Origin of the sequence: Streptomyces sp. HNM0574 (assembly GCF_012726235.1) — a bacterium.
Taxonomy (GTDB): domain Bacteria; phylum Actinomycetota; class Actinomycetes; order Streptomycetales; family Streptomycetaceae; genus Streptomyces.
Genome location: NZ_JAASAH010000001.1, coordinates 44764 through 63943 on the forward strand (window position 1 = coordinate 44764; position 19180 = coordinate 63943).

14 protein-coding genes are annotated in these 19180 nt (G+C 73.7%); 8 read left to right on the forward strand and 6 right to left on the reverse strand.

What is annotated here, in order from left to right:
- Positions 1 to 8: 8 nt before the first annotated feature.
- Positions 9 to 3059 (reverse strand): glycoside hydrolase family 38 C-terminal domain-containing protein, encoded by a 3051-nt coding sequence (locus tag HCC30_RS00170; protein ID WP_169439872.1) that lies wholly within the window; start codon positions 3057 to 3059, stop codon positions 9 to 11.
- A gap of 155 nt (positions 3060 to 3214) precedes the next feature.
- Positions 3215 to 4216: a TAXI family TRAP transporter solute-binding subunit gene (locus HCC30_RS00175; RefSeq protein WP_169439873.1), complete on the reverse strand. Its 1002-nt coding sequence runs from the start codon at positions 4214 to 4216 to the stop codon at positions 3215 to 3217.
- A gap of 77 nt (positions 4217 to 4293) precedes the next feature.
- Between HCC30_RS00175 and miaB the strand changes: the two genes are divergently transcribed.
- Both miaB and HCC30_RS00185 read left to right on the forward strand, forming a co-directional pair.
- Positions 4294 to 5781 carry a tRNA (N6-isopentenyl adenosine(37)-C2)-methylthiotransferase MiaB gene (gene miaB / locus HCC30_RS00180; RefSeq protein WP_169439874.1) on the forward strand — a complete coding sequence of 496 codons (1488 nt, stop codon included), beginning with the start codon at positions 4294 to 4296 and terminating at the stop codon, positions 5779 to 5781.
- 146 nt (positions 5782 to 5927) lie between these two features.
- The gene (locus HCC30_RS00185) at positions 5928 to 6635 is read left to right on the forward strand and encodes a class III extradiol dioxygenase subunit B-like domain-containing protein (protein WP_169439875.1); all 708 of its coding nucleotides are present in this window, start codon (positions 5928 to 5930) and stop codon (positions 6633 to 6635) included.
- A 137-nt stretch (positions 6636 to 6772) separates the two neighbouring features.
- Here the strand turns inward: HCC30_RS00185 and HCC30_RS00190 are convergent, their stop codons facing one another.
- Together HCC30_RS00190 and HCC30_RS00195 are read right to left on the reverse strand one after the other, a co-directional pair.
- The gene (locus HCC30_RS00190; RefSeq protein WP_169439876.1) at positions 6773 to 7000 is read right to left on the reverse strand and encodes an antitoxin; all 228 of its coding nucleotides are present in this window, start codon (positions 6998 to 7000) and stop codon (positions 6773 to 6775) included.
- A gap of 34 nt (positions 7001 to 7034) precedes the next feature.
- Positions 7035 to 7427, reverse strand: a complete 393-nt coding sequence (locus HCC30_RS00195; RefSeq protein ID WP_169439877.1) for a hypothetical protein — start codon at positions 7425 to 7427, stop codon at positions 7035 to 7037.
- A gap of 184 nt (positions 7428 to 7611) precedes the next feature.
- On the opposite strand from HCC30_RS00195, the gene miaA reads away from it, so the two are divergent.
- The 5 genes from miaA to hflX all read left to right on the forward strand — a co-directional run bounded on the left by miaA (position 7612) and on the right by hflX (position 14206).
- On the forward strand, positions 7612 to 8562 hold the full coding sequence (gene miaA, locus HCC30_RS00200) for a tRNA (adenosine(37)-N6)-dimethylallyltransferase MiaA (protein ID WP_169439878.1): 951 nt from the start codon (positions 7612 to 7614) through the stop codon (positions 8560 to 8562).
- Positions 8563 to 8704: 142 nt separating this feature from the next.
- Positions 8705 to 9190 (forward strand): hypothetical protein, encoded by a 486-nt coding sequence (locus HCC30_RS00205; RefSeq protein WP_346776431.1) that lies wholly within the window; start codon positions 8705 to 8707, stop codon positions 9188 to 9190.
- Between the two features lie 30 nt (positions 9191 to 9220).
- Entirely contained in the window at positions 9221 to 10141 is a 921-nt protein-coding gene (gene dapF / locus HCC30_RS00210) for a diaminopimelate epimerase (RefSeq protein WP_169439879.1), read from the forward strand.
- Positions 10142 to 10313: 172 nt separating this feature from the next.
- Positions 10314 to 12488, forward strand: coding sequence for an HD domain-containing protein (locus HCC30_RS00215; protein ID WP_346776432.1), 2175 nt, complete (start codon positions 10314 to 10316; stop codon positions 12486 to 12488).
- Positions 12489 to 12697: 209 nt separating this feature from the next.
- Positions 12698 to 14206 (forward strand): GTPase HflX, encoded by a 1509-nt coding sequence (gene hflX, locus HCC30_RS00220; RefSeq protein WP_169439880.1) that lies wholly within the window; start codon positions 12698 to 12700, stop codon positions 14204 to 14206.
- Positions 14207 to 14272: 66 nt separating this feature from the next.
- Here the strand turns inward: hflX and HCC30_RS00225 are convergent, their stop codons facing one another.
- Complete coding sequence (locus HCC30_RS00225) at positions 14273 to 15469, reverse strand: hypothetical protein (RefSeq protein WP_169439881.1); 1197 nt, start codon at positions 15467 to 15469, stop codon at positions 14273 to 14275.
- A gap of 138 nt (positions 15470 to 15607) precedes the next feature.
- Positions 15608 to 16834, reverse strand: a complete 1227-nt coding sequence (locus HCC30_RS00230; protein WP_169439882.1) for a hypothetical protein — start codon at positions 16832 to 16834, stop codon at positions 15608 to 15610.
- Between the two features lie 244 nt (positions 16835 to 17078).
- Here HCC30_RS00230 and HCC30_RS00235 point away from each other — a divergent pair, with 244 nt between their 5' ends.
- On the forward strand, positions 17079 to 19157 hold the full coding sequence (locus HCC30_RS00235; protein ID WP_346776433.1) for an IucA/IucC family protein: 2079 nt from the start codon (positions 17079 to 17081) through the stop codon (positions 19155 to 19157).
- Positions 19158 to 19180 lie beyond the last annotated feature (23 nt).

The following is a 19180-nucleotide window of genomic DNA, read 5'->3' on the forward strand; positions in this document are numbered from 1 at the left end:
CCGGTGCCTCACGGCCGCGCGAAGCGCAGGGTGAGGATCTCGAAGGGGCGCAGGGTGAGGGGCACGGCCCCGACCGGGCCCGTGGCGGGCAGCCGGTGGCGCGGTCCGGGGCCGCCGGCGGTGCCGTCCATCGGGCGTTCCAGCAGGTCGGTCTCGGTCACCGAGGCGGCGGCGAAGCCGGGGGACAGTACGGCGTGCGCCCGCCCGCCGCTCGCCTCGTACAGCCGGGCGACGACGTCGCCGCTGCGGTCCTCGGCGAGCTTCACAGCCTCTACGACGACGGCGTCGTTGTCGCAGGTCAGCAGGGGTGCGACGGGCCCGGCGCCGCTGCGCCCGCGGGCGGGCAGGTTGATGCGGTGGCCCTCGCGCACGGCGTCGCCGATGCCGGCACCGGGGGCGAGGGCGTAGCGCAGCCGGTGGGTGCCCTGGTCGGTCTCGGGGTCCGGGTAGCGGGGCGCGCGCAGCAGGGAGAGGCGCACGGTGGTGGTCTGTCCGCCGTCCTCGCGGATGGTGCGGGTGACGTCGTGCCCGTAGGTGGAGTCGTTGACGAGGGCGACGCCCCATCCCGGTTCCCCGACGTGCAGCCAGCGGTGTGCGCAGATCTCGAACTTGGCCGCTTCCCAGGTGGTGTTGGTGTGGGTGGGCCGGAAGACGTGGCCGAACTGGGTCTCGGCGGCGGACCGTTCGGCCTTCACGTCCAGCGGGAAGGCGGCCTTGAGGAAGGTTTCCTGCTCGTGCCAGTCGATCTCGGTGTCGATGTCGAGCCGCGCGGAACCGGCGGTGAGGCTCAGCCGCTCCACTGCTCGGGAGTCGCCGAAGCCGCGGACGACGCGGACGGTGGCGGTGCCGGGGGTGCCGGTGTCGAGGGTGAGTTCCTCGGCCTGGGTGAGGTCGGTGACGGTGTTGCGGTAGAAGGCGTCGACGTCCCAGGCGTCCCAGTGGTTGGGCAGGTCCGGGTGGATCTGGAGCAGGTTGGCGGCCCGGCCGGGGGCGAGGGCTTCGCGTCCGGCGCGCAGGTCGTAGGCGGAGACGACGAGTCCGCGTGCGTCGACGGTGACCCGCAGCAGCCCGTTGTCCAGCACGTAGCCGCCGTCGTGCGGCTCCGCGGCGACGTCCCCTCGTGCCCCGTCCGGGACGGCGTCCGCGCCGCCGGCCGGGATGCCGTCCCGGTGGTGCGGTGCGCTGTTGAACTCCAGCGGCACCTGCCCCTCTCCGGCGAGGGCCTGCTGTGCCGCGTCGACGATCTCCCGCAGTTCGGCGGTGACGCGCGCGTAGGTCTCGCGGGCCTCGCGGTGGACCCAGGCGATGGAGGAGCCGGGCAGGATGTCGTGGAACTGGTGCAGCAGCACCGTCTTCCACAGCCGGTCCAACTGCTCGTACGGGTACGGGAAGCCGTTCCGCACGGCGGCGGTGGCGGCCCACAACTCGGCCTCCCGCAGCAGGGATTCGCTGTGCCGGTTGCCCTGCTTCGTCTTCGCCTGGGACGTGTAGGTGCCCCGGTGCAGCTCCAGGTAGAGCTCGCCGGCCCATACGGGCGCCCGCTGCCCGTACTCCTCGTGCGCCTTGCGGAAGAAGTGCTCCGGCGCCTCCACCGTCACGCGCGGGGAGCCCTCCAGATCGCGGGTCCTGGCCGCCCGCGCGAGCATCTCGCGGGTCGGGCCCCCGCCGCCGTCGCCGAAGCCGAAGGGCGCCAGGGAGTGCGAGGCGGCGCCCTTCTCCCGGAAGTTCCGTGCCGCGTGGGCGAGTTCGCGTCCGCCCAGGTCGGAGTTGTAGGTGTCCACCGGCGGGAAGTGGGTGAAGACGCGGGTCCCGTCGATGCCCTCCCACCAGAAGGTGTGGTGCGGGAAGGCGTTCGTCCCGCTCCAGGAGATCTTCTGGGTGAGGAACCAGTCGGCCCCCGCCAGCCGCACGATCTGCGGCATGGCGGCCGTGTAACCGAACGAGTCGGGCAGCCACACCTCGCGGGTCTCGATGCCGAACTCGTCGAGGAAGAACCGCTTTCCGTGCACGAACTGCCGCACCATGGCCTCCCCGCCGACCATGTTGGTGTCCGACTCCACCCACATGCCGCCCACCGGCACGAACCGGCCCTCCGCGACCTTCTCCTTCACCCGCGCGTACACCTCGGGCCGGTGCTCCTTCAGCCAGGCGAACTGCTGCGCCTGCGACATGGCGAACACACAGTCCGGATCGCGGTCCATCAGCGCCACCACGTTGGACGCCGTACGCGCCACCTTCCGCACCGTCTCGCGCAGCGGCCACAGCCACGCCGAGTCGATGTGCGCGTGCCCGACGGCGCTCACCCGGTGCGCCGAGGGGCGCGCGGGCGCGGCCAGCACCTCGCCGAGCGCGCCCCGCGCCCGCGCGGCGCTGCCCGCCACGTCGGCCAGGTCCACGGCGTCCAGCGCGCGTTCGACGGCGCGCAGCAGCTCCCAGCGGCGCGCGTCCTCCAGCGGGAGCGCGCGCATCAGGGAGCCGGTCACCTCCAGGTCCTGCACGAGCTCCCACACCTCCGCCTCGAACAGCGCGAGGTCCATCCGGCGCAGCCGGTACAGCGGCCGGTCGTGCGCGGTGAGCGGATCGCCCTGACGGGTGGGCGTCTGCGGGGTGTTGAGGATCGGGTTGGAGGCCGCCTCGACGTACAGCAGCACCTCCTCGCCGCCCCGCGCCCGGTCCGTCACCCGCGTCCAGTCGTTGCGCGGGTGCAGCCCCTTCACGGCGGTGCCGTCCGGGAGGTGGACGAGGCCCTCGCACTGGAAGCCCGGCATGTTCCGCTCGAAGCCGAGGTCCAGCAGCGCCTCCACGGCGCGGCCGCCCCACTCCGGCGGCACCCGCCCGGAGACCCGGAACCAGGTGGTGCCCCAGGCGGGCCCCCAGGCGTCCCCGACGGCGGCGGGCCCGTACGGGGCGGCGATCGCGTCGGCGGCGGGCGGGGGTTCGCCCCCGGCGTCCCACCGTTCGACGGTGAGCGGCACCGGGTCGCTGTGCACGGCGGGACGGAGGCGCTCCTCCAGCACCCGGCGCAGACGGTCCTCGACAACGCTGCGGTCATCGTGCATGACGGACGGCTCCGTTCTGTGGGGCGGACGGCACTCACGGCGGCGGACCCGGCGCGCGGAGACGGTGACCACGACGGACCCGGTGACAGGGTCTTCCCCGGCACGGCGCCCCCGAGACCCGCGCGGCGGCACGGCCGGGAGCGCGGGGGCGCACGCTACGGCTTGACGGAGCGGTAGTAGCGGGCCGCGCCCTCGTGCAGGTCCAGCGGGTCCGTGTAGATGGCCGTGCGCAGGTCGACCTTCTGCGCCGCGTGGACCTGGCGGCCGATGTGGTTGCGGCTGTCGATGACGGAGCGGGTGATGCCCTCGGTCAGCGCCGCGCCCGTCCGGTCGGAGGTGACCAGCAGGTTGGCCACGGCGAGCGTCTTGACCGGCTCGCCCTGCTGCGCGTCGGGATAGGCGTCCGGCGGCATGACGGCGGAGCGGTAGTAGCGCGTCTCCTCCTGCTTGGCGTGCAGCGCGGGCAGCAGGTCGCCGAGCTGGACGAGACGGACGGGGGAGCGCGCGGCGAGCCGTCCCACGGCGCCGGTGGGCAGCCCGCCCGACCAGAAGAACGCGTCCAGTTCGCCGTCCTCCAGCAGTCCCGGCATGCGGTCGATGCCCTCGGGCACGGCCTCGACGTCCTTGTCGATGTCGAGTCCGGCCGCCTTCAGCAGCCGCCCCGCTATCAGGTTCACCCCGGACCGCTCCTGCCCCACCCCGACCCGCAGCCCGCGCAGATCCTTCGCGCTGCGGACGTCGGACCCGGCGGGCACGATCAGCTGGATGTAGTCGTCGTACAGCCGCGCGCAGGCCCGCAGCCCCCCGGCGCCGGGCCCGGCCTCCTCGCGGTACAGGGCGACGGCGTCGGCGGCGGCGACGGTGAAGTCCGCCTTTCCCTTCGCGACGCGGTGCACGTTCTGCACCGAGCCCTGGCTCTCCTGGAGCCGCAGGTCGACCTCGGGGAGGTCGCGCTCCAGCCGTTCCTTCAGCAGCGTCCCGTACCGCGCGTACACCCCGGTCGGGACGCCGGTCGCCAGGGTGACCCGCCCCTTCGGCTCCGGCGGGCCGCCGGGCAGTGTCCACCACAGCAGCAGCCCGGTCGCGGCGGCCGCGGCCCCGGCGGCCCGCAGCGCACGCCGCCGCACCGTGCGGCGGGGGAGAGGGAGCTTCGGCATGCGGGGATACTGCCAGCCTGCGGCTTCCGAGGGGAGGGGCGGGGGACGGCGGGGACCGCGTACCCTGGTCGACCGAGATGACTGTGAAGACATATGAGCTGCGGACGTTCGGCTGTCAGATGAATGTCCACGACAGCGAGCGGATGGCGGGCCTGCTGGAGGACGCCGGGTACGTACGGGCCCCCAAGGATGCCGACGCGGCGGACGTCGTCGTCTTCAACACCTGCGCGGTGCGGGAGAACGCCGACAACAGGCTGTACGGGAATCTCGGACAGCTCGCCCCCAAGAAGGCGTCCCGGCCCGGTATGCAGATCGCCGTCGGCGGCTGCCTGGCGCAGAAGGACCGCGACACCATCGTGCGCAAGGCGCCCTGGGTGGACGTGGTCTTCGGCACGCACAACGTCGGCAAGCTGCCGGTGCTGCTGGAGCGTGCGCGCGTCCAGGAGGAGGCGCAGGTCGAGATCGCCGAGTCCCTGGAGGCGTTCCCCTCGACGCTGCCGACGCGGCGCGAGAGCGCGTACGCGGCCTGGGTCTCCATCTCCGTCGGCTGCAACAACACGTGCACCTTCTGCATCGTTCCGCAGCTGCGCGGCAAGGAGAAGGACCGCCGGCCCGGCGACATCCTCGCCGAGGTCGAGGCGCTCGTCGCCGAGGGCGTCACCGAGGTCACCCTCCTCGGCCAGAACGTCAACGCCTACGGTTCCGACATCGGTGACCGGGAGGCGTTCAGCAAGCTGCTGCGCGCCTGCGGGAAGATCGAGGGCCTGGAGCGCGTCCGCTTCACCTCGCCGCACCCGCGCGACTTCACCGACGACGTGATCGCCGCCATGGCGGAGACGCCGAACGTCATGCCGCAGCTGCACATGCCGCTCCAGTCCGGCTCGTCGCGGGTGCTGAAGTCGATGCGCCGCTCGTACCGGCAGGAGCGCTTCCTCTCGATCATCGAGAAGGTGCGCGCCGCCATGCCGGACGCGGCGGTCTCCACGGACATCATCGTGGGCTTCCCCGGCGAGACGGAGGAGGACTTCCAGGAGACCCTGCACGTCGTGCGGGAGGCCAGGTTCGCGCAGGCATTCACCTTCCAGTACAGCAAGCGCCCCGGGACCCCGGCCGCCGAGATGGACGGCCAGATCCCGAAGCAGGTCGTGCAGGAGCGCTACGAGCGGCTGGTCGCCCTCCAGGAGGAGATCTCCTGGGAGGAGAACAAGAAGCAGGTCGGCCGCACGGTGGAGGTCCTGGTCGCCGAGGGCGAGGGCCGCAAGGACGACAGCACCCGGCGGCTGTCCGGCCGCGCCCCCGACAACCGGCTGGTGCACTTCACGCGCCCCGAGGAGCCGGTCCGCCCCGGCGACATGGTGTCCGTCGAGGTCACCTACGCGGCGCCGCACCACCTGCTGGCCGAGGGCACCCCGGGCCCGGTGCGCCGCACCCGCGCGGGCGACGCCTGGGAGATGCGCAACGCGCAGCCGCAGGAGGAGACGCCCCAGGGCGTCATGCTGGGCCTGCCCACGGTCGGTGCCCCCGCGCCGCTGCCCGCGGACACCGGCGGCTGCAGCGCCTGCTGACTCTCCGTCATCTCGAGGTGGACGCCCGGTGCGGGAGCGCCGGGCGTTCGCCGTGCCGCGGCGTCAACCTGGAAGTCGGCTGATTCCCCCGGTTACGCACGTGCCCGGTATGGGATGCGCGGCCCGGTCCGCTTAAGCTGCGCGGCATGCTTGTCGCCGCTGCCGTGTGCCCCTGTCCGCCCCTGCTCGTACCCGAGGTGGCCGGCGGGGCCGCCTCCGAGATGAACGACGCCCGTGAAGCCTGCTACGACGCGCTCGGTGTGCTCGCCGCGGCCCGTCCCGACCGGCTCGTCGTGGTCGGTCCGGCGGACCAGGCCGGACGTGGCACCCACCCGGAGGGCGCCCGCGGTTCGTTCCGCGGTTTCGGCGTCGGTCTGGACGTCACGCTCGGCTCGGGCGAACCGGCCCAGCGGGAGCTGCCGCCCTCGCTGGCGGTCGGCGCCTGGCTGCTGGAGCGCACCAAGTGGCGCGCCGCCCCCGTCGAGGGACTCGGCGTCGGCGAACCGCTCTCGCGCGAGCGCTGCACCGCCGCGGGCGCCCAACTGGCCCGCGACACCGACCGGTTGGCGCTGCTCGTGATGGGCGACGGCAGCAACTGCCGCACCCTGAAGGCCCCGGGCTACTTCGACGACCGCGCGATCGCCTTCGACACGGAGGCGGGCCGCGCCCTGGGCAGCGCCGACACGGGTGCGCTGCTCGCCCTCGACGAGGAACTGGCCTACGAGCTGAACGTCTCGGGCCGCTCCAGCTGGCACGTGCTCGCGGGCGCCGCCGAGGGCGCGGGCCTGGACGGGCGGCTGCTGTACGAGGACGCCCCGTACGGCGTCGGTTACCTCGTCGCCAGCTGGACCTGACCTTCGCGGCACCCCGCTTCGGGGTTCGCGGATGCGACGGCCGGTGAACGGCTGCGGGCGTACGCCCCGGGAGGGAGCGTACGCCCGCACGCGTTTGACGCCGTCCGCGGCTTCGGCCGCCGCGGTGGCCGTGGGGGTCAGGCGCCGCCGGGGCCCTTGCCGCCGCCGTTGCCGGAGCCGCCCTGACCGCCTTCGCGGCCGAGACGCTCGGTGGCGTCCTTGGCCTTCTGGGTGCCGGAGCGGATCTGGTTGCTGTACTTGCCCTTGGTCTTCGAGTCGGCCACCTGCGCGGCCTTGTCGATTCCCTTCGTGACCTTGTCCCCGTGCTGCCCCAGCATGCCCTTGACCTTGTCCATGAAGCTCATGGTGGCCACCTTCCTCCCAGTACGTCGGCGACGACTACGTGCGTGAACTGTCACCCGTCCCGCTGTCGGCTGCCTCGTCGGCGGACTGTTGCTTCGGAATACCGACGCCGTCGGGGCTGACGACATTATCGTCCCCGCCGTCCGCCTCGGCAGTGGCTCCCGCCTTCTCCGTACCGTCGGACGGTGCGGGGATCGTGGCCGTACCGGCGCTTTCGGACGTCCCGGCGGCGGGTTCCGCTTCCGTCCCGTCCGGCGGGGCGGAAGCGGCGGTGCCGGAGGCGGGCTCCGCGTCGCTGCCGGTGGCGTCCCCTCCGGTCTTGTCCCCGTGCGCCTCGACCGCGCCGTCGGCGGTCTCCGCCGCCGCGCCGCTTCCGGGCTTCGGCGTCCTGTCCGAGGAGCGGCCGAGAAGTCGTGCGAACACACCCATGTGCTGGTCTCCAGACCTGAATCGTGCGGGCGGGACTCCGCCCTCGCCGGAGCGCCAGGGTGCAGTCCGGTTCCGCCGGTCCGGTCGGCCGGCTGTCGGAATCCCGCCCGGGCAACGACGCCCGTGCGCCGCCTGTCACGTCGCTCGTTCGAAGGGCGAGGACGGTGTTTGCGAGACTTACCGGGTGAACGCCGCATCGTCTCCCCCCTCCAGCCTCCCGCCCGTCGTCGCCGTCGTCGGCCCCACGGCCGCGGGCAAGTCCGATCTGGGAGTCGCGCTGGCGCGACATCTGGGGGGTGAGGTCGTCAACGCGGACTCGATGCAGCTCTACAAGGGCATGGACATCGGCACCGCGAAGCTGACCCACGAGGAGCGGCAGGGCGTCCCGCACCACCTGCTGGACGTCTGGGAGGTCACCGAGGCGGCGAGCGTCGCCGAGTACCAGCGGCTGGCCAGGGCCGAGATCGACCGGCTCCGCGCCGCGGGCCGCACCCCCGTCCTGGTGGGCGGCTCGGGGCTGTACGTGCGGGGGGCGATCGACGCGATGGAGTTCCCCGGCACCGACCCCGCCGTCCGGGCCCGGCTGGAGGCCGAGCTGGCGGAGCGGGGCTCCGGGGTGCTGCACCAGCGGCTGGCCGAGGCCGACCCGGGCGCCGCGCACGCCATCCTGCCGAGCAACGGGCGCCGGATCGTGCGCGCCCTGGAGGTCATCGAGATCACCGGCCGCCCGTTCACGGCGAACCTGCCGGGGCACGAGGCCGTCTACGACACGGTGCAGCTCGGGGTGGACGTGGCCCGCCCCGAGCTGGACGAGCGGATCGCGCTGCGGGTGGACCGTATGTGGGACGGCGGGCTCGTCGAGGAGGTGCGCGCGCTGGAGGCGGCGGGCCTGCGGGACGGGCTGACGGCCTCGCGGGCGCTCGGCTACCAGCAGGTGCTCGCACAGCTCGCGGGCGAGTGCACCGACCAGGAGGCGCGCGCCGAGACCGTACGCGCCACCAAGCGCTTCGCGCGCCGTCAGGATTCCTGGTTCCGCCGCGATCCGCGGGTGCACTGGCTCAGCGGCGCGGCCGCCGACCGGGGGGAACTCACCGGCAGGGCGCTGGCGTTGCTCGAAGAAGCGGTCACAGCCTGATCACGTCATGGCATCGGGACGCTTCGGGGGCCGGTGGGGCCCTCCGGGGCGTGCCATCATCGACCATCGTCGAGCCGTGAAGCCGGATTGGGGAGGGCGGGTGGCGATGGAGGCCGGCCCTCGTGACAACGAAGAGACCACCGTGGACGACGTACGCGACGGACCGCGGGTGCGCGGTGCGCACGGCGTCCCCGGCGAAGCCCCGGTCCGAGGCGTCGGCGGGAGCGCTTCCGCGCGGGCCGGCGGGCACCACGACGACGAGGGCGACGGCACCGTCGAGGAGACCCCCGAGGAGCCGCAGGAGCTGCGCCCGCAGCGGAAGCTCCGGCTGTGGCAGCTCGCGCCCATCGTGATCCTGGCCGCGCTCGGTTCGCTGATGTTCGCCTTCCCGCTGGCCTTCGAGCCGAGCGGCGGCTCCGGCGCGGTGGCCTCCATGCTCGGCCTGCTGATCTGCGGCTGCGCCGCCGGCTGGGGCGTGATGGCGGCCCGCAGGGTCGGCCACACCTGGCCCGGGCTGCCCGCGCGGGGCTCGGGCGACCGGGCCGACTGGCGGGTGGCCGCGCTGTACGCGCTGGTCGTGGGCACGCTGGTGGCCCTGGCGATCTGGCGCGTCGCCCGGCTGAGGTAGGCCGTGACACGCCCCCTTACGATGGAAAACGTGACCACTGCGCAGCCCGTGCCGTTCCTCAAGGGCCACGGCACCGAGAACGACTTCGTGATCATCCCCGACGCGGACGGTGACCTCACCCTGTCCGCCGCGACCGTCGCGCGCCTGTGCGACCGGCGTGCGGGCATCGGCGGCGACGGCCTGCTGCGCGTCGTGCGGACCGCCGCGGAGCCCGGGGCCCGCGCGATGGCGGACGAGGCCGAGTGGTTCATGGACTACCGCAACGGCGACGGCTCCGTCGCCGAGATGTGCGGCAACGGCGTCCGCGTCTTCGCCCACTACCTGGTGCGCGCCGGGCTGGCCAAGCCCGGTGACATCCCGGTGGCCACCCGCGCCGGCGTGCGCCGGGTGCGCCTGGACGAGGAGACCGGCGACATCACGGTGGCCATGGGCGCCGCGCGGCTGCCCGGCGGTGACGTCACGGTGCGCGTGGGCGAGCGGAACTGGCCCGCGCTGCACGTGAACATGGGCAACCCGCACGCGGTGGCCTTCGTCTCCGGGCTCGACGAGGCGGGCAGCCTGTACGAGCCGCCCGTCGTCGAGCCGGCGTCCGCCTACCCGGACGGGACGAACGTCGAGTTCGTCGTCGACCGCGGCCCGCGCCACGTCGCGCTGCGGGTGCACGAGCGCGGCTCGGGCGAGACCCGGTCCTGCGGCACCGGCGCCTGCGCCGTGATGGTCGCCGCGGCCCGCCGGGACGGCGCCGTCGCCGCGGAGACGGGCGAGCCCGTCACGTACACCGTCGATCTGCCCGGTGGCACCCTGGTCATCACGGAACTGCCGGACGGCGGGATCGAGATGACGGGTCCCGCGCGGATCGTCGCCGAAGGTGTCATCGACCCCGACTGGCTCGGCCGGGACGAGCCGCACGCCGGGGCCGGGGACCGCGCCGAACATCGCACGAACGGGTGATCCGGTTCAGGGTGTGCGAGACCCGGTCAGCGGTGCGTGATGGGGTCTGTAGCATCACATTCCCGGTTTCCGGGGGTGTCCATGAGCGGGAGGTGCCCATGAGCGAGCGGGTGAGCGGGCCGGCCGGCCCGACGCGCACCGGACACCGGCGCGTACACCGGGGGGCGCGCAGGTGAGTGCGGCCAGGAATCTCCGCAAGCTCAGCCGGGTGGCCCTGCTGGGGCATCCCTCGCGCCGGGGCGGGCTGCCGCACGCGATGGAGCACGTCGCCAAGGTGCACCGCGCCCACCATCCCCGCGCCAACCTGGGCCCGCTGCGCCGCGCGTATCTGCTCGCCGAGTCCTCGCACCGGGGCCAGATGCGCAAGAGCGGGGAGCCGTACATCACGCACCCGCTGGCCGTGACCCTGCTGCTGGCCCAACTGGGCGCCGAGACCACGACGTTGACGGCCTCGCTGCTGCACGACACCGTCGAGGACACCGAGGTGACGCTCACGCAGGTGCGGGAGGAGTTCGGCGAGGAGGTCAGCTATCTCGTCGACGGCGTCACCAAGCTGGAGAAGGTCGACTACGGCGCGGCGGCCGAGCCGGAGACCTTCCGCAAGATGCTCGTGGCCGCGGGCAACGACGTGCGCGTCATGTCGATCAAACTCGCCGACCGGCTGCACAACATGCGCACCCTCGGCGTCATGCGCCCCGAGAAGCAGGAGCGCATCGCGAAGGTCACCCGGGACGTCCTGATCCCCCTCGCCGAGCGGCTGGGCGTCCAGGCGCTCAAGAGCGAGCTGGAGGATCTCGTCTTCGCGATCCTGATGCCCGAGGAGCACGCCAGGACCCGGGCGATGATCCAGGAGCACGCGCGCGAGGCCGACCCGCTGACGGAGATCGCCTCCGACGTGCGCCGGGTGCTGCGGGAGACGGGCATCACCGCCCAGGTCCTCATCCGCCCCCGGCACACCGTCTCGGTGCACCGGCTGCACCTCAAACGCGGGGAGCTGGACGCCTGCGACTTCGGGCGGCTGCTGATCCTCGTCGAGGACGACGCGGACTGCTACGCGGTGCTGGGCGAGCTGCACACCTGCTTCTCGCCGGTGATCTCCGAGTTCAAGGACTTCATCGCCGTCCCGAAGTTCAACCTGTACCAGTCGCTGCACACCGCCTTCGCCGACGAGCGGGGCCGGGTGGCCGAAGTCCTGGTCCGTACGCGGCGGATGCACCGGGTCGCGGAGGCCGGGGTGATCGCCCTCGGCAACCCGTACGCCCCGGCGCAGTCCGACGCCGAGGGCGAGGGAAACGCTTCGGCAGCGGGCGCGCGGGGGCGCGGGGAGCGGCCCGACCCGACGCGTCCCGGCTGGCTCTCGCGCCTCCTGGAGTGGCAGAGCCACGCCACCGACACGGACACCTTCTGGAGCGAGCTCCGCGACGAACTGGCTCAGGACCGCGAGATCACCGTCTACTGCGCGTCCCCCGGCACGGCCACCGCGCCCGGCGGCGGCGCCCTGCCGCTGCCCGCCGGTGCCAGCTGCGTCGACGCGGCCTACGCCCGCTACGGCGAGGCGGGGCACCGCTGCATCGGCGCCCGCGTCAACGGCCGGCTGGCCGCGCTCGGGACGGTGCTGCGGGACGGGGACGCGGTGCAGCTGTTCCTGGAGCCCGCCGTCACGAGCCCGTCGGGCCCTTCGCCGGAGTGGCTGGACCACGCCCGCACCCCCGCGGCCCGCATCGCGATCCGGCACTGGATGGAGAGCCACCCCGAGCAGAACGCCGACGGGCAGGGCGAGTTGACCGGCGCCGGGCCGCGCGCCGGGCGGCGCACCGGCGAGGACCCGGCGGCCGGAAACGGCGCACTGTCCGGGACGGAGAGCGCCGCACCGGAGAGCGCCCGGCCCGAGGCGACGCCCGTCGTCACCGACGAGCCGGAGGCCGTGGTGCGGCTCGCGCGCTGCTGCACGCCCGTACCGCCGGACGCCGTCACCGGCTTCGCGGTGCGTGGCGGGACGGTCACGGTGCACCGGGAGAACTGCTCTGCGGTGGGCAGCATGCGCGAGTCCGGCCGCCGCGTGGTGGGCGTGCGCTGGGAGCAGCGGGAGGCGGGCTGCCGGGTCACGCTCCGTGCCGAGGCCTTCGGCCGGCAGCACCTGCTGGCCGACCTGACCGAGATCATCGCGGCGCAGGGCGCGGCCGTCGTCTCCGCGGACGTGGAGCCGCCCCGTGAGCAGCGCGTACGGCACACCTACACGCTCCAGCTCCCCGACGCCGCCGGGCTGCCCGCGCTGATGCGCGCCATGCGCCGGGTGCCCGGGGTCTTCGACGTCTCCCGCAGCGTGCGGCGGCTGCCCGCCGGCTGACTCGGCCGGTACGGCGGCCCGCCGCAGTAATCCGGGTGACCGGTGCCGCGTTCCCGTGCCACCATCTCGGGGCACAGGGCCGGTGCGGACGGTGTGCCGGGGCGGGAATCAAACCGGCCGCGGAATCGTTCGCGGAGTACGGGCCCGAGCGGCCCCAGCGGTCCCCTGCCGGGGCCCGTCCGGAATTCTTCTTCTACGCAAAGGATCCAATGACCTCCTCCTCTCCTTCGGGTTCCCTCCCCCGGAACGGCCGGCGCCTTACCGAGTCGAGCCGCCGAGCTGACGCCCTGATGGAAGAGGACGTCGCTTGGGGTGACGAAGCGGACGGCGGCCGTGACGGCGAGCAGTACGACCGTTCGGAACGCGCGGCCCTGCGCCGCGTCGTCGGTCTCTCCACCGAGCTGGAGGACGTCACCGAGGTCGAGTACCGGCAGCTGCGCCTGGAGCGCGTGGTGCTGGTCGGCGTCTGGACGTCCGGTACGGCGGAGGACGCGGAGAACTCCCTCGCGGAGCTCGCGGCCCTCGCCGAGACGGCCGGTGCGCAGGTGCTCGACGGCGTCGTGCAGCGGCGCGACAAGCCGGATCCGGCCACCTACATCGGCTCCGGCAAGGCCGACGAGCTGCGGGACATCGTCCTGGACACCGGCGCCGACACCGTCGTGTGCGACGGTGAGCTCAGCCCGGGCCAGCTCATCCACCTCGAGGACGTCGTCAAGGTCAAGGTCGTCGACCGCACCGCGCTGATCCTCGACATCTTCGCGCAGCACGCCAAGTCCCGTGAGGGCAAGGCCCAGGTGGCGCTGGCACAGATGCAGTACATGCTGCCGCGGCTGCGTGGCTGGGGTCAGTCCCTGTCGCGTCAGATGGGTGGCGGTGGCTCCGGTTCGGCGGGCGGCGGCATGGCCACCCGTGGTCCCGGTGAGACGAAGATCGAGACGGACCGGCGCCGTATCCGCGAGAAGATGGCGAAGATGCGCCGGGAGATCGCGGAGATGAAGACCGGCCGCGAGATCAAGCGCCAGGAGCGCCGCCGGCACAAGGTGCCCTCGGTCGCCATCGCCGGATACACCAACGCGGGCAAGTCCTCGCTGCTCAACCGCCTCACGGGCGCGGGCGTGCTGGTGGAGAACGCGCTGTTCGCCACCCTCGACCCGACGGTCCGCAAGGCCGAGACGCCCAGCGGGCGGCTGTACACCCTGGCCGACACCGTCGGCTTCGTCCGGCACCTGCCGCACCACCTCGTCGAGGCGTTCCGCTCCACCATGGAGGAGGTCGCCGACGCCGATCTCGTCGTGCACGTGGTGGACGGCTCGCACCCCGCGCCGGAGGAGCAGCTGGCCTCGGTGCGCGAGGTGATCCGGGACGTGGGCGCGGCCGACGTCCCCGAGATCGTCGTGGTGAACAAGGCGGACGCGGCCGATCCGCTGGTGCTCCAGCGGCTGCTGCGCGCGGAGAAGCACGCGCTGGTCACCTCGGCCCGTACCGGCGAGGGCATCGAGGAGCTGCGGCAGCTCATCGACGACGAACTGCCCCGCCCCTCGGTCGAGTTGACGGTGCTGCTGCCGTACACCGAGGGCGGCCTGGTCTCCCGGGTGTACGCGGACGGCGAGGTCCTCTCCGAGGAGCACACCGCCGAGGGCACCCGCCTGAAGGTCCGGGTGCACGAGGAACTCGCCGCGGAGCTCCGCGGGTACGAGCCGGCGGACGCGCGCGGCTGACCGCACCGGAATCGAGACAGGGCCCGTTCCTCGCGCCGAGGAGCGGGCCCTGTGGGTGTGCGCCGGTCAGCGCCGGGAGGTGAACTTCCTGCTGACGGCGTCGAGTACGGTCTCGGCCGTGGGGCCGAGCCGCGGGCCCGCGAGCCAGGTGGCGGGCTCCGGGCCGATGGAGTTGACCGACACCAGCTCGGGCCTGCCGTCGCTGCCGCGGGCCAGCCAGCCGCCGCCGGAGGAGCCGCCGGTCATGGTGCAGCCGACGCGGTACATCCCGGGCTGCGACGCGTCCATCGTCAGCTCGCCCGGCCTGCCGGTGCAGCTGTACATCCGCGCCCCGTCGTACGGCGCGGCCTGCGGGTAGCCGTAGGTGGTGACGCCGGCGAGGCCGTCGGGGCGCGGGGCGCGGAAGTTGACGCGTACGGCGTTGCCGACGGTCTCCTCCAGGGACCTGCCCGAGCCGTTCTCCGGCCGCACGTGCAGCACGGCGAAGTCCTGCTGGGCGCCCCCGCCGCCGGACTTGGCGCCCTTGGCGATCCAGTGGTCGGTGGTCTGCACCCAGTCGCTCCACCACTGTCCGTACGGGGCGACGTCCTGCGGTGCCGCGTCGCGGATGCGGGCGGGGGAGAGGCCGGTGTTGTTGTAGGCGGGCACGAACATGATGTTGCGCAGCCAGCCGCCGGAGGCGCCGGAGTGCACGCAATGTCCCGCGGTGGCCACGAGGTTGGACCTGCCGGGGCGGCGCGGGTCCCGCACGACGGTGCCGGAGCAGACCATCGGGCCGTCCGGGGTGTCCATGAAGATCTTGCCCGCCGGGGCCGCGGTCCGGGTGTACGGGGTGCGCACGCCCTCGGCCCGCACCGCGCGCGGTGCCGGGTCCGTGCCGCCGTCCCCGTACGCCGTGGCCACGTCGGCCGGGACCTTCTTCCGGTTGTCCTCGGCCTCCTTCATCCGGCCGGGCTTCCAGTGGTCCTTGAGGTACGGGTTGACGAAGTCCCCGGCCTCGCGGAGCCAGTCGTCCCGGCTCCAGTTCTTCCACTCCCCGTTCCGCCACCCCTCCAGGTCCTTGAGGGACGTGGGCAGATCCTCGGGCAGCCTGTCGGGCAGGCCGGGCCCGTCCGCCGACGGACTGCCGCCGGGGCCACGGGAGTCGGCCGCCCCCGGGCTCGCCCGGTCCTCCGTGCCCTGGCAGGCGGTCGCGGTCAGGGTCAGTGCCGCGACCGCGGCGGCCGCCGCGGTCACCCGGCGGCCTCGGGATACGGATGTCATGCGAAGTGCCCCCTGTGGCGGGCCGTGACGCGCGGACGCGCCCGGCACGGCGGTGCGTGCCGGGCGCGTCGGGGCCGGTCACGGCCCGCTGTTCGTCCGTTGTGCGCGGGGCCGCGCGGGATGCGCGGCCCCGTCGCCTCACTTCTTGCTGACGGTCTCGAAGACGCCCTTGGCCTCGTCACCGAGGCGCGGGCCCGCGAGCCAGCCGCCCGTGACGGGGCCGACCGAGGTCACCGACAGCAGCTCGTCCCCGCCCGGGCCGAACCAGCCGCCGCCGGAGGAGCCGCCCGTCATGGTGCAGCCGACGCGGTACATGGTGGGCTGCTGCGGGTCGAGCGTGACGCGTCCCGGCTTGCCCGTGCACTGGTACATCTTCGCGCCGTCGAACGGCGGGGCCGCCGGGTAGCCGGTGGGCGTGAGGGTCGAAATGCCCTTCACCCGCGGGGTGTTGAAGTTGATGTCGGCGGCCTTGCCGACGGTCTCCTCCAGGGACTTGCCCGAGCCGTTCTCCGGCTTCACCTTCATCATGGCGAAGTCCTGCGGCGCCCCGTTGCCCCCGGACTGGGAGCCGTTCTTGATCCAGTGGTCCGTGGTCTGCGCGTACTGCGCCCACCACACGCCGTGCGGAGCGACGTCCTGCTGCTGCGCGTCGGCGAGCCGGGAGTCGGGCAGGCCGTCCGGGTTGTAGTGCGGGACGAACACGACGTTGCGGAACCAGCCGCCGGAGGAGCCGGCGTGCACGCAATGGCCCGCGGTGGCAACGAGGTTGGACCTGCCGGGGTTGGCCGGGTCCTTCACGACGGTGCCGGAGCAGACCATGGAGCCCTTCGGGGTGTCCATGAACACCTTGCCGACGGGGGCCGCGTTCCGCGTGTACGGCGTGCGGACCTGCTCGGCCCTGACCTTGGGCGGGGTCGGGTCGGTCACGCCCTCGTCCTCGCCGGTGCCGTTGTCGCCGCCGCTTTCACCGGCGTCGATGTCCGAGTCGTCGACCTCGCGGTCGTTCTCGTCGGCGTCCTTCATCCGGTCGGGGTCCCACAGGTCGTCGATGATCGGGTTGATGAAGTCCCCGGCCTCGCGGAGCCAGTCGTCCTTGCTCCAGTTCTTCCATTCCCCGTTCCGCCACCCCTCCAGGTCCTTGAGGGAGGTGGGCAGGTCCTTGGGCAGCTTGTCCGGCAGCCCGAGCTCCTCCTTCAGGTCCTTGCCGGGCTCCTGGGCGCTCGTCTCCGAAGCGCTGGGCTTGTCGTCAGCGGGACCCTCCGCCTCCGGACCGCAGGCGGTCGCCGTCACCGCGAGGACGGCTGCGACGGCGGCCGTGGCCAGCGCTGGGCGGCGGCGCCGCGCGGGTCTGGCAGTGGCTGACATGGATGAACTCCCCCTGAACTGGTTCGTCGAGCACGCGTTCTTGTCATGCACCTCGCCGGAGTGAGGCGGACCCCACTATGCCCGGTGAGGGGAGGGACACCCGCACCAGGGTCGACGGTTCCGGCCGTTTTCCCTTCGCCCCCGACGGGCCCGTGATCCCGCGGGCCCGGCTTCGTTGGTACGGACGGGGGACAGGGGCGCGCCGGCAGAGCGGGCCGAGGGACACCACCAGAGGGAGACATCCGTGAACGCGCGCTCCGCAGCCGAGGGCACCACCAAGAGCCCGGTCCGCAGCCGGCTCGCCCGGCTCATCGACCAAGGCGTGCCGCGGCAGTCACGGCGCGACGCGCCGGAACCGGCCCGGGGGACCGCGGCGGCCGGCGAGCGCCGGACGGACACCACCGAGGACGGGAACGAGGGGACGCCGCCGGCGGCCGGGAGCACCGACTGGCCGGATGACGACGGTGCGCACCCGGCGCCCGGAACCGCCTCAACCACGCCTGCCGGCGGGGACGTTGACCGCGACCCCCTGGAGCACCCGGACACCGCGGCCGCCGCCGACGCGGCCACCACCGAGAACCTGCTGCGCTGCTGGATCCGCGAGAACGACGGCCCGCGCCCCGAGAACGGACGGCTCCGCCTCCCCCTCGACGCCGCGGGCACGGCCCTGCTCGTCCCCGTACGCCACTGGTCGGACACCGGCTGGCACCGCTTCGGCCCGCCCCGGCTGGAGAACGCCCCCGAGGGCGCGGCCCCGGCCGACGCCGTGCTCGTCGCCACGCTCATCGGGCGCGAGGCGGCACACCGCGCGGGCGCCGCCGAGCACGGCGGGGGAGCGGGCCTCGCCGAGACCGCGGCACTGGCCGGACGGGTGGCCGACTCCGTGCAGCGCACCGCCTCCTTCCTCACCGCACGCCGCGCCGAGCCCGGACGCCGTCCGGAGTGCGGCCCGTTCCTGGACGCCGAGCAGTCCCTCCTGCTGGGCCACCCGCTGCACCCCACGGCGAAGAGCCGCGAGGGCCTGTCGGAGGCCGAAGCCCGGGTGTACTCCCCGGAGTTGCGGTCCTCCTTCGCGCTGCACTGGATGGCGGTCTCCCGCACCGTCCTCGCGCAGGACTCCGCCTGGACGGAGCAGGGGCGCGTCCGCACGGCCGAGACGCTGGCCCGCCGCTTCGCGGGCCCGGAGGTCACCGCCCGGCTGCCCGAGGACACCGTGCCGCTGCCGCTGCACCCCTGGCAGGCCCGCGAACTGCGCCAGCGCCCCGGCACCGCCCGGCTCCTGGAGCTCGGGCTGCTGCGCGACCTGGGCGAGGGCGGCGACCCCTGGCACCCCACCTCGTCCGTACGCACGGTGCTCCAGTCCGGGGCCACGCCCTCCGCGATGCTCAAGCTGTCGCTCGGGGTGCGCATCACCAACTCCCGCCGGGAGAACCTCCGCAAGGAGCTGCTGCGCGGCCTGGAGGTGCACCGCCTGCTCCGCAGCGGCCTCGCCACCCAGTGGCGGAGCGTCCACCCGGGCTTCGACATCGTCCGGGACGCCGCCTGGATCGGCGCGGACGACGACCGCGACGGCACTCCCGTCCCCGGCCTCGACACCGTCATCCGGCACAACCCCTTCGGCCCGGGCGACGACGCCGTCTGCGTCGCCGGGCTGACCTCGCCGCGCCCCTGGCCCGGCACCGGGGAGGGCGTGCTGCGCTCCCGGCTGGCGGACGTCGTGACGCGGCTGTCCGCGCGGACGCGGCGCCCCGTCACCGAGGTGTCGGCCGAGTGGTTCCTGCGCTACCTGGACGCCGTGGTCCGGCCCGTGCTCTGGCTGGACGCGCACGCGGGCATCGCGCTGGAGGCGCACCAGCAGAACACCGTCGTCCTGCTCGACGCGGAGGGCTGGCCCGAGGGCGGCCGGTACCGCGACAACCAGGGCTACTACTTCCGCACCTCGCACCGCGCGGAACTGGAGCGCAGGCTGCCGGGCGCCCGACTGGGCGTCGCCAGCGACTCGTTCGTCGAGGACGCGGTGGTCGACGAACGCTTCGCCTACTACCTGGGCATCAACAACGTGCTCGGCCTGATCGGCGCCTTCGGCTCCCAGGGCCTCGCGGACGAGCGGCTGCTGCTGGCCGCGTTCCGCGACTTCCTGCGGAAGTCCGCCAAGTGCCCGGACGGAGGCCCGGTTTCACCGCTGCCGTCCCTGCTGCTGGACACCCCGACGCTGAACTGCAAGGCGAACCTGCTCACCAGGCTGCACGGGCTCGACGAACTGGTCGGCCCCGTCGACACCCAGTCCGTGTACGTCGACGTCACCAACCCGCTCGTCTGCTGACCGCTGCCCGTACGGGCACCCGG

Coding starts and splice junctions, on each gene's coding strand:
- HCC30_RS00170 (WP_169439872.1), bottom strand. CDS start 3,059: ATGCACGATGACCGCAGCGTTGTCGAGGACCGTCTGCGCCGGGTGCTG.
- HCC30_RS00175 (WP_169439873.1), bottom strand. CDS start 4,216: ATGCCGAAGCTCCCTCTCCCCCGCCGCACGGTGCGGCGGCGTGCGCTG.
- miaB (WP_169439874.1), top strand. CDS start 4,294: ATGACTGTGAAGACATATGAGCTGCGGACGTTCGGCTGTCAGATGAAT.
- HCC30_RS00185 (WP_169439875.1), top strand. CDS start 5,928: ATGCTTGTCGCCGCTGCCGTGTGCCCCTGTCCGCCCCTGCTCGTACCC.
- HCC30_RS00190 (WP_169439876.1), bottom strand. CDS start 7,000: ATGAGCTTCATGGACAAGGTCAAGGGCATGCTGGGGCAGCACGGGGAC.
- HCC30_RS00195 (WP_169439877.1), bottom strand. CDS start 7,427: ATGGGTGTGTTCGCACGACTTCTCGGCCGCTCCTCGGACAGGACGCCG.
- hflX (WP_169439880.1), top strand. CDS start 12,698: ATGACCTCCTCCTCTCCTTCGGGTTCCCTCCCCCGGAACGGCCGGCGC.
- HCC30_RS00225 (WP_169439881.1), bottom strand. CDS start 15,469: ATGACATCCGTATCCCGAGGCCGCCGGGTGACCGCGGCGGCCGCCGCG.
- HCC30_RS00230 (WP_169439882.1), bottom strand. CDS start 16,834: ATGTCAGCCACTGCCAGACCCGCGCGGCGCCGCCGCCCAGCGCTGGCC.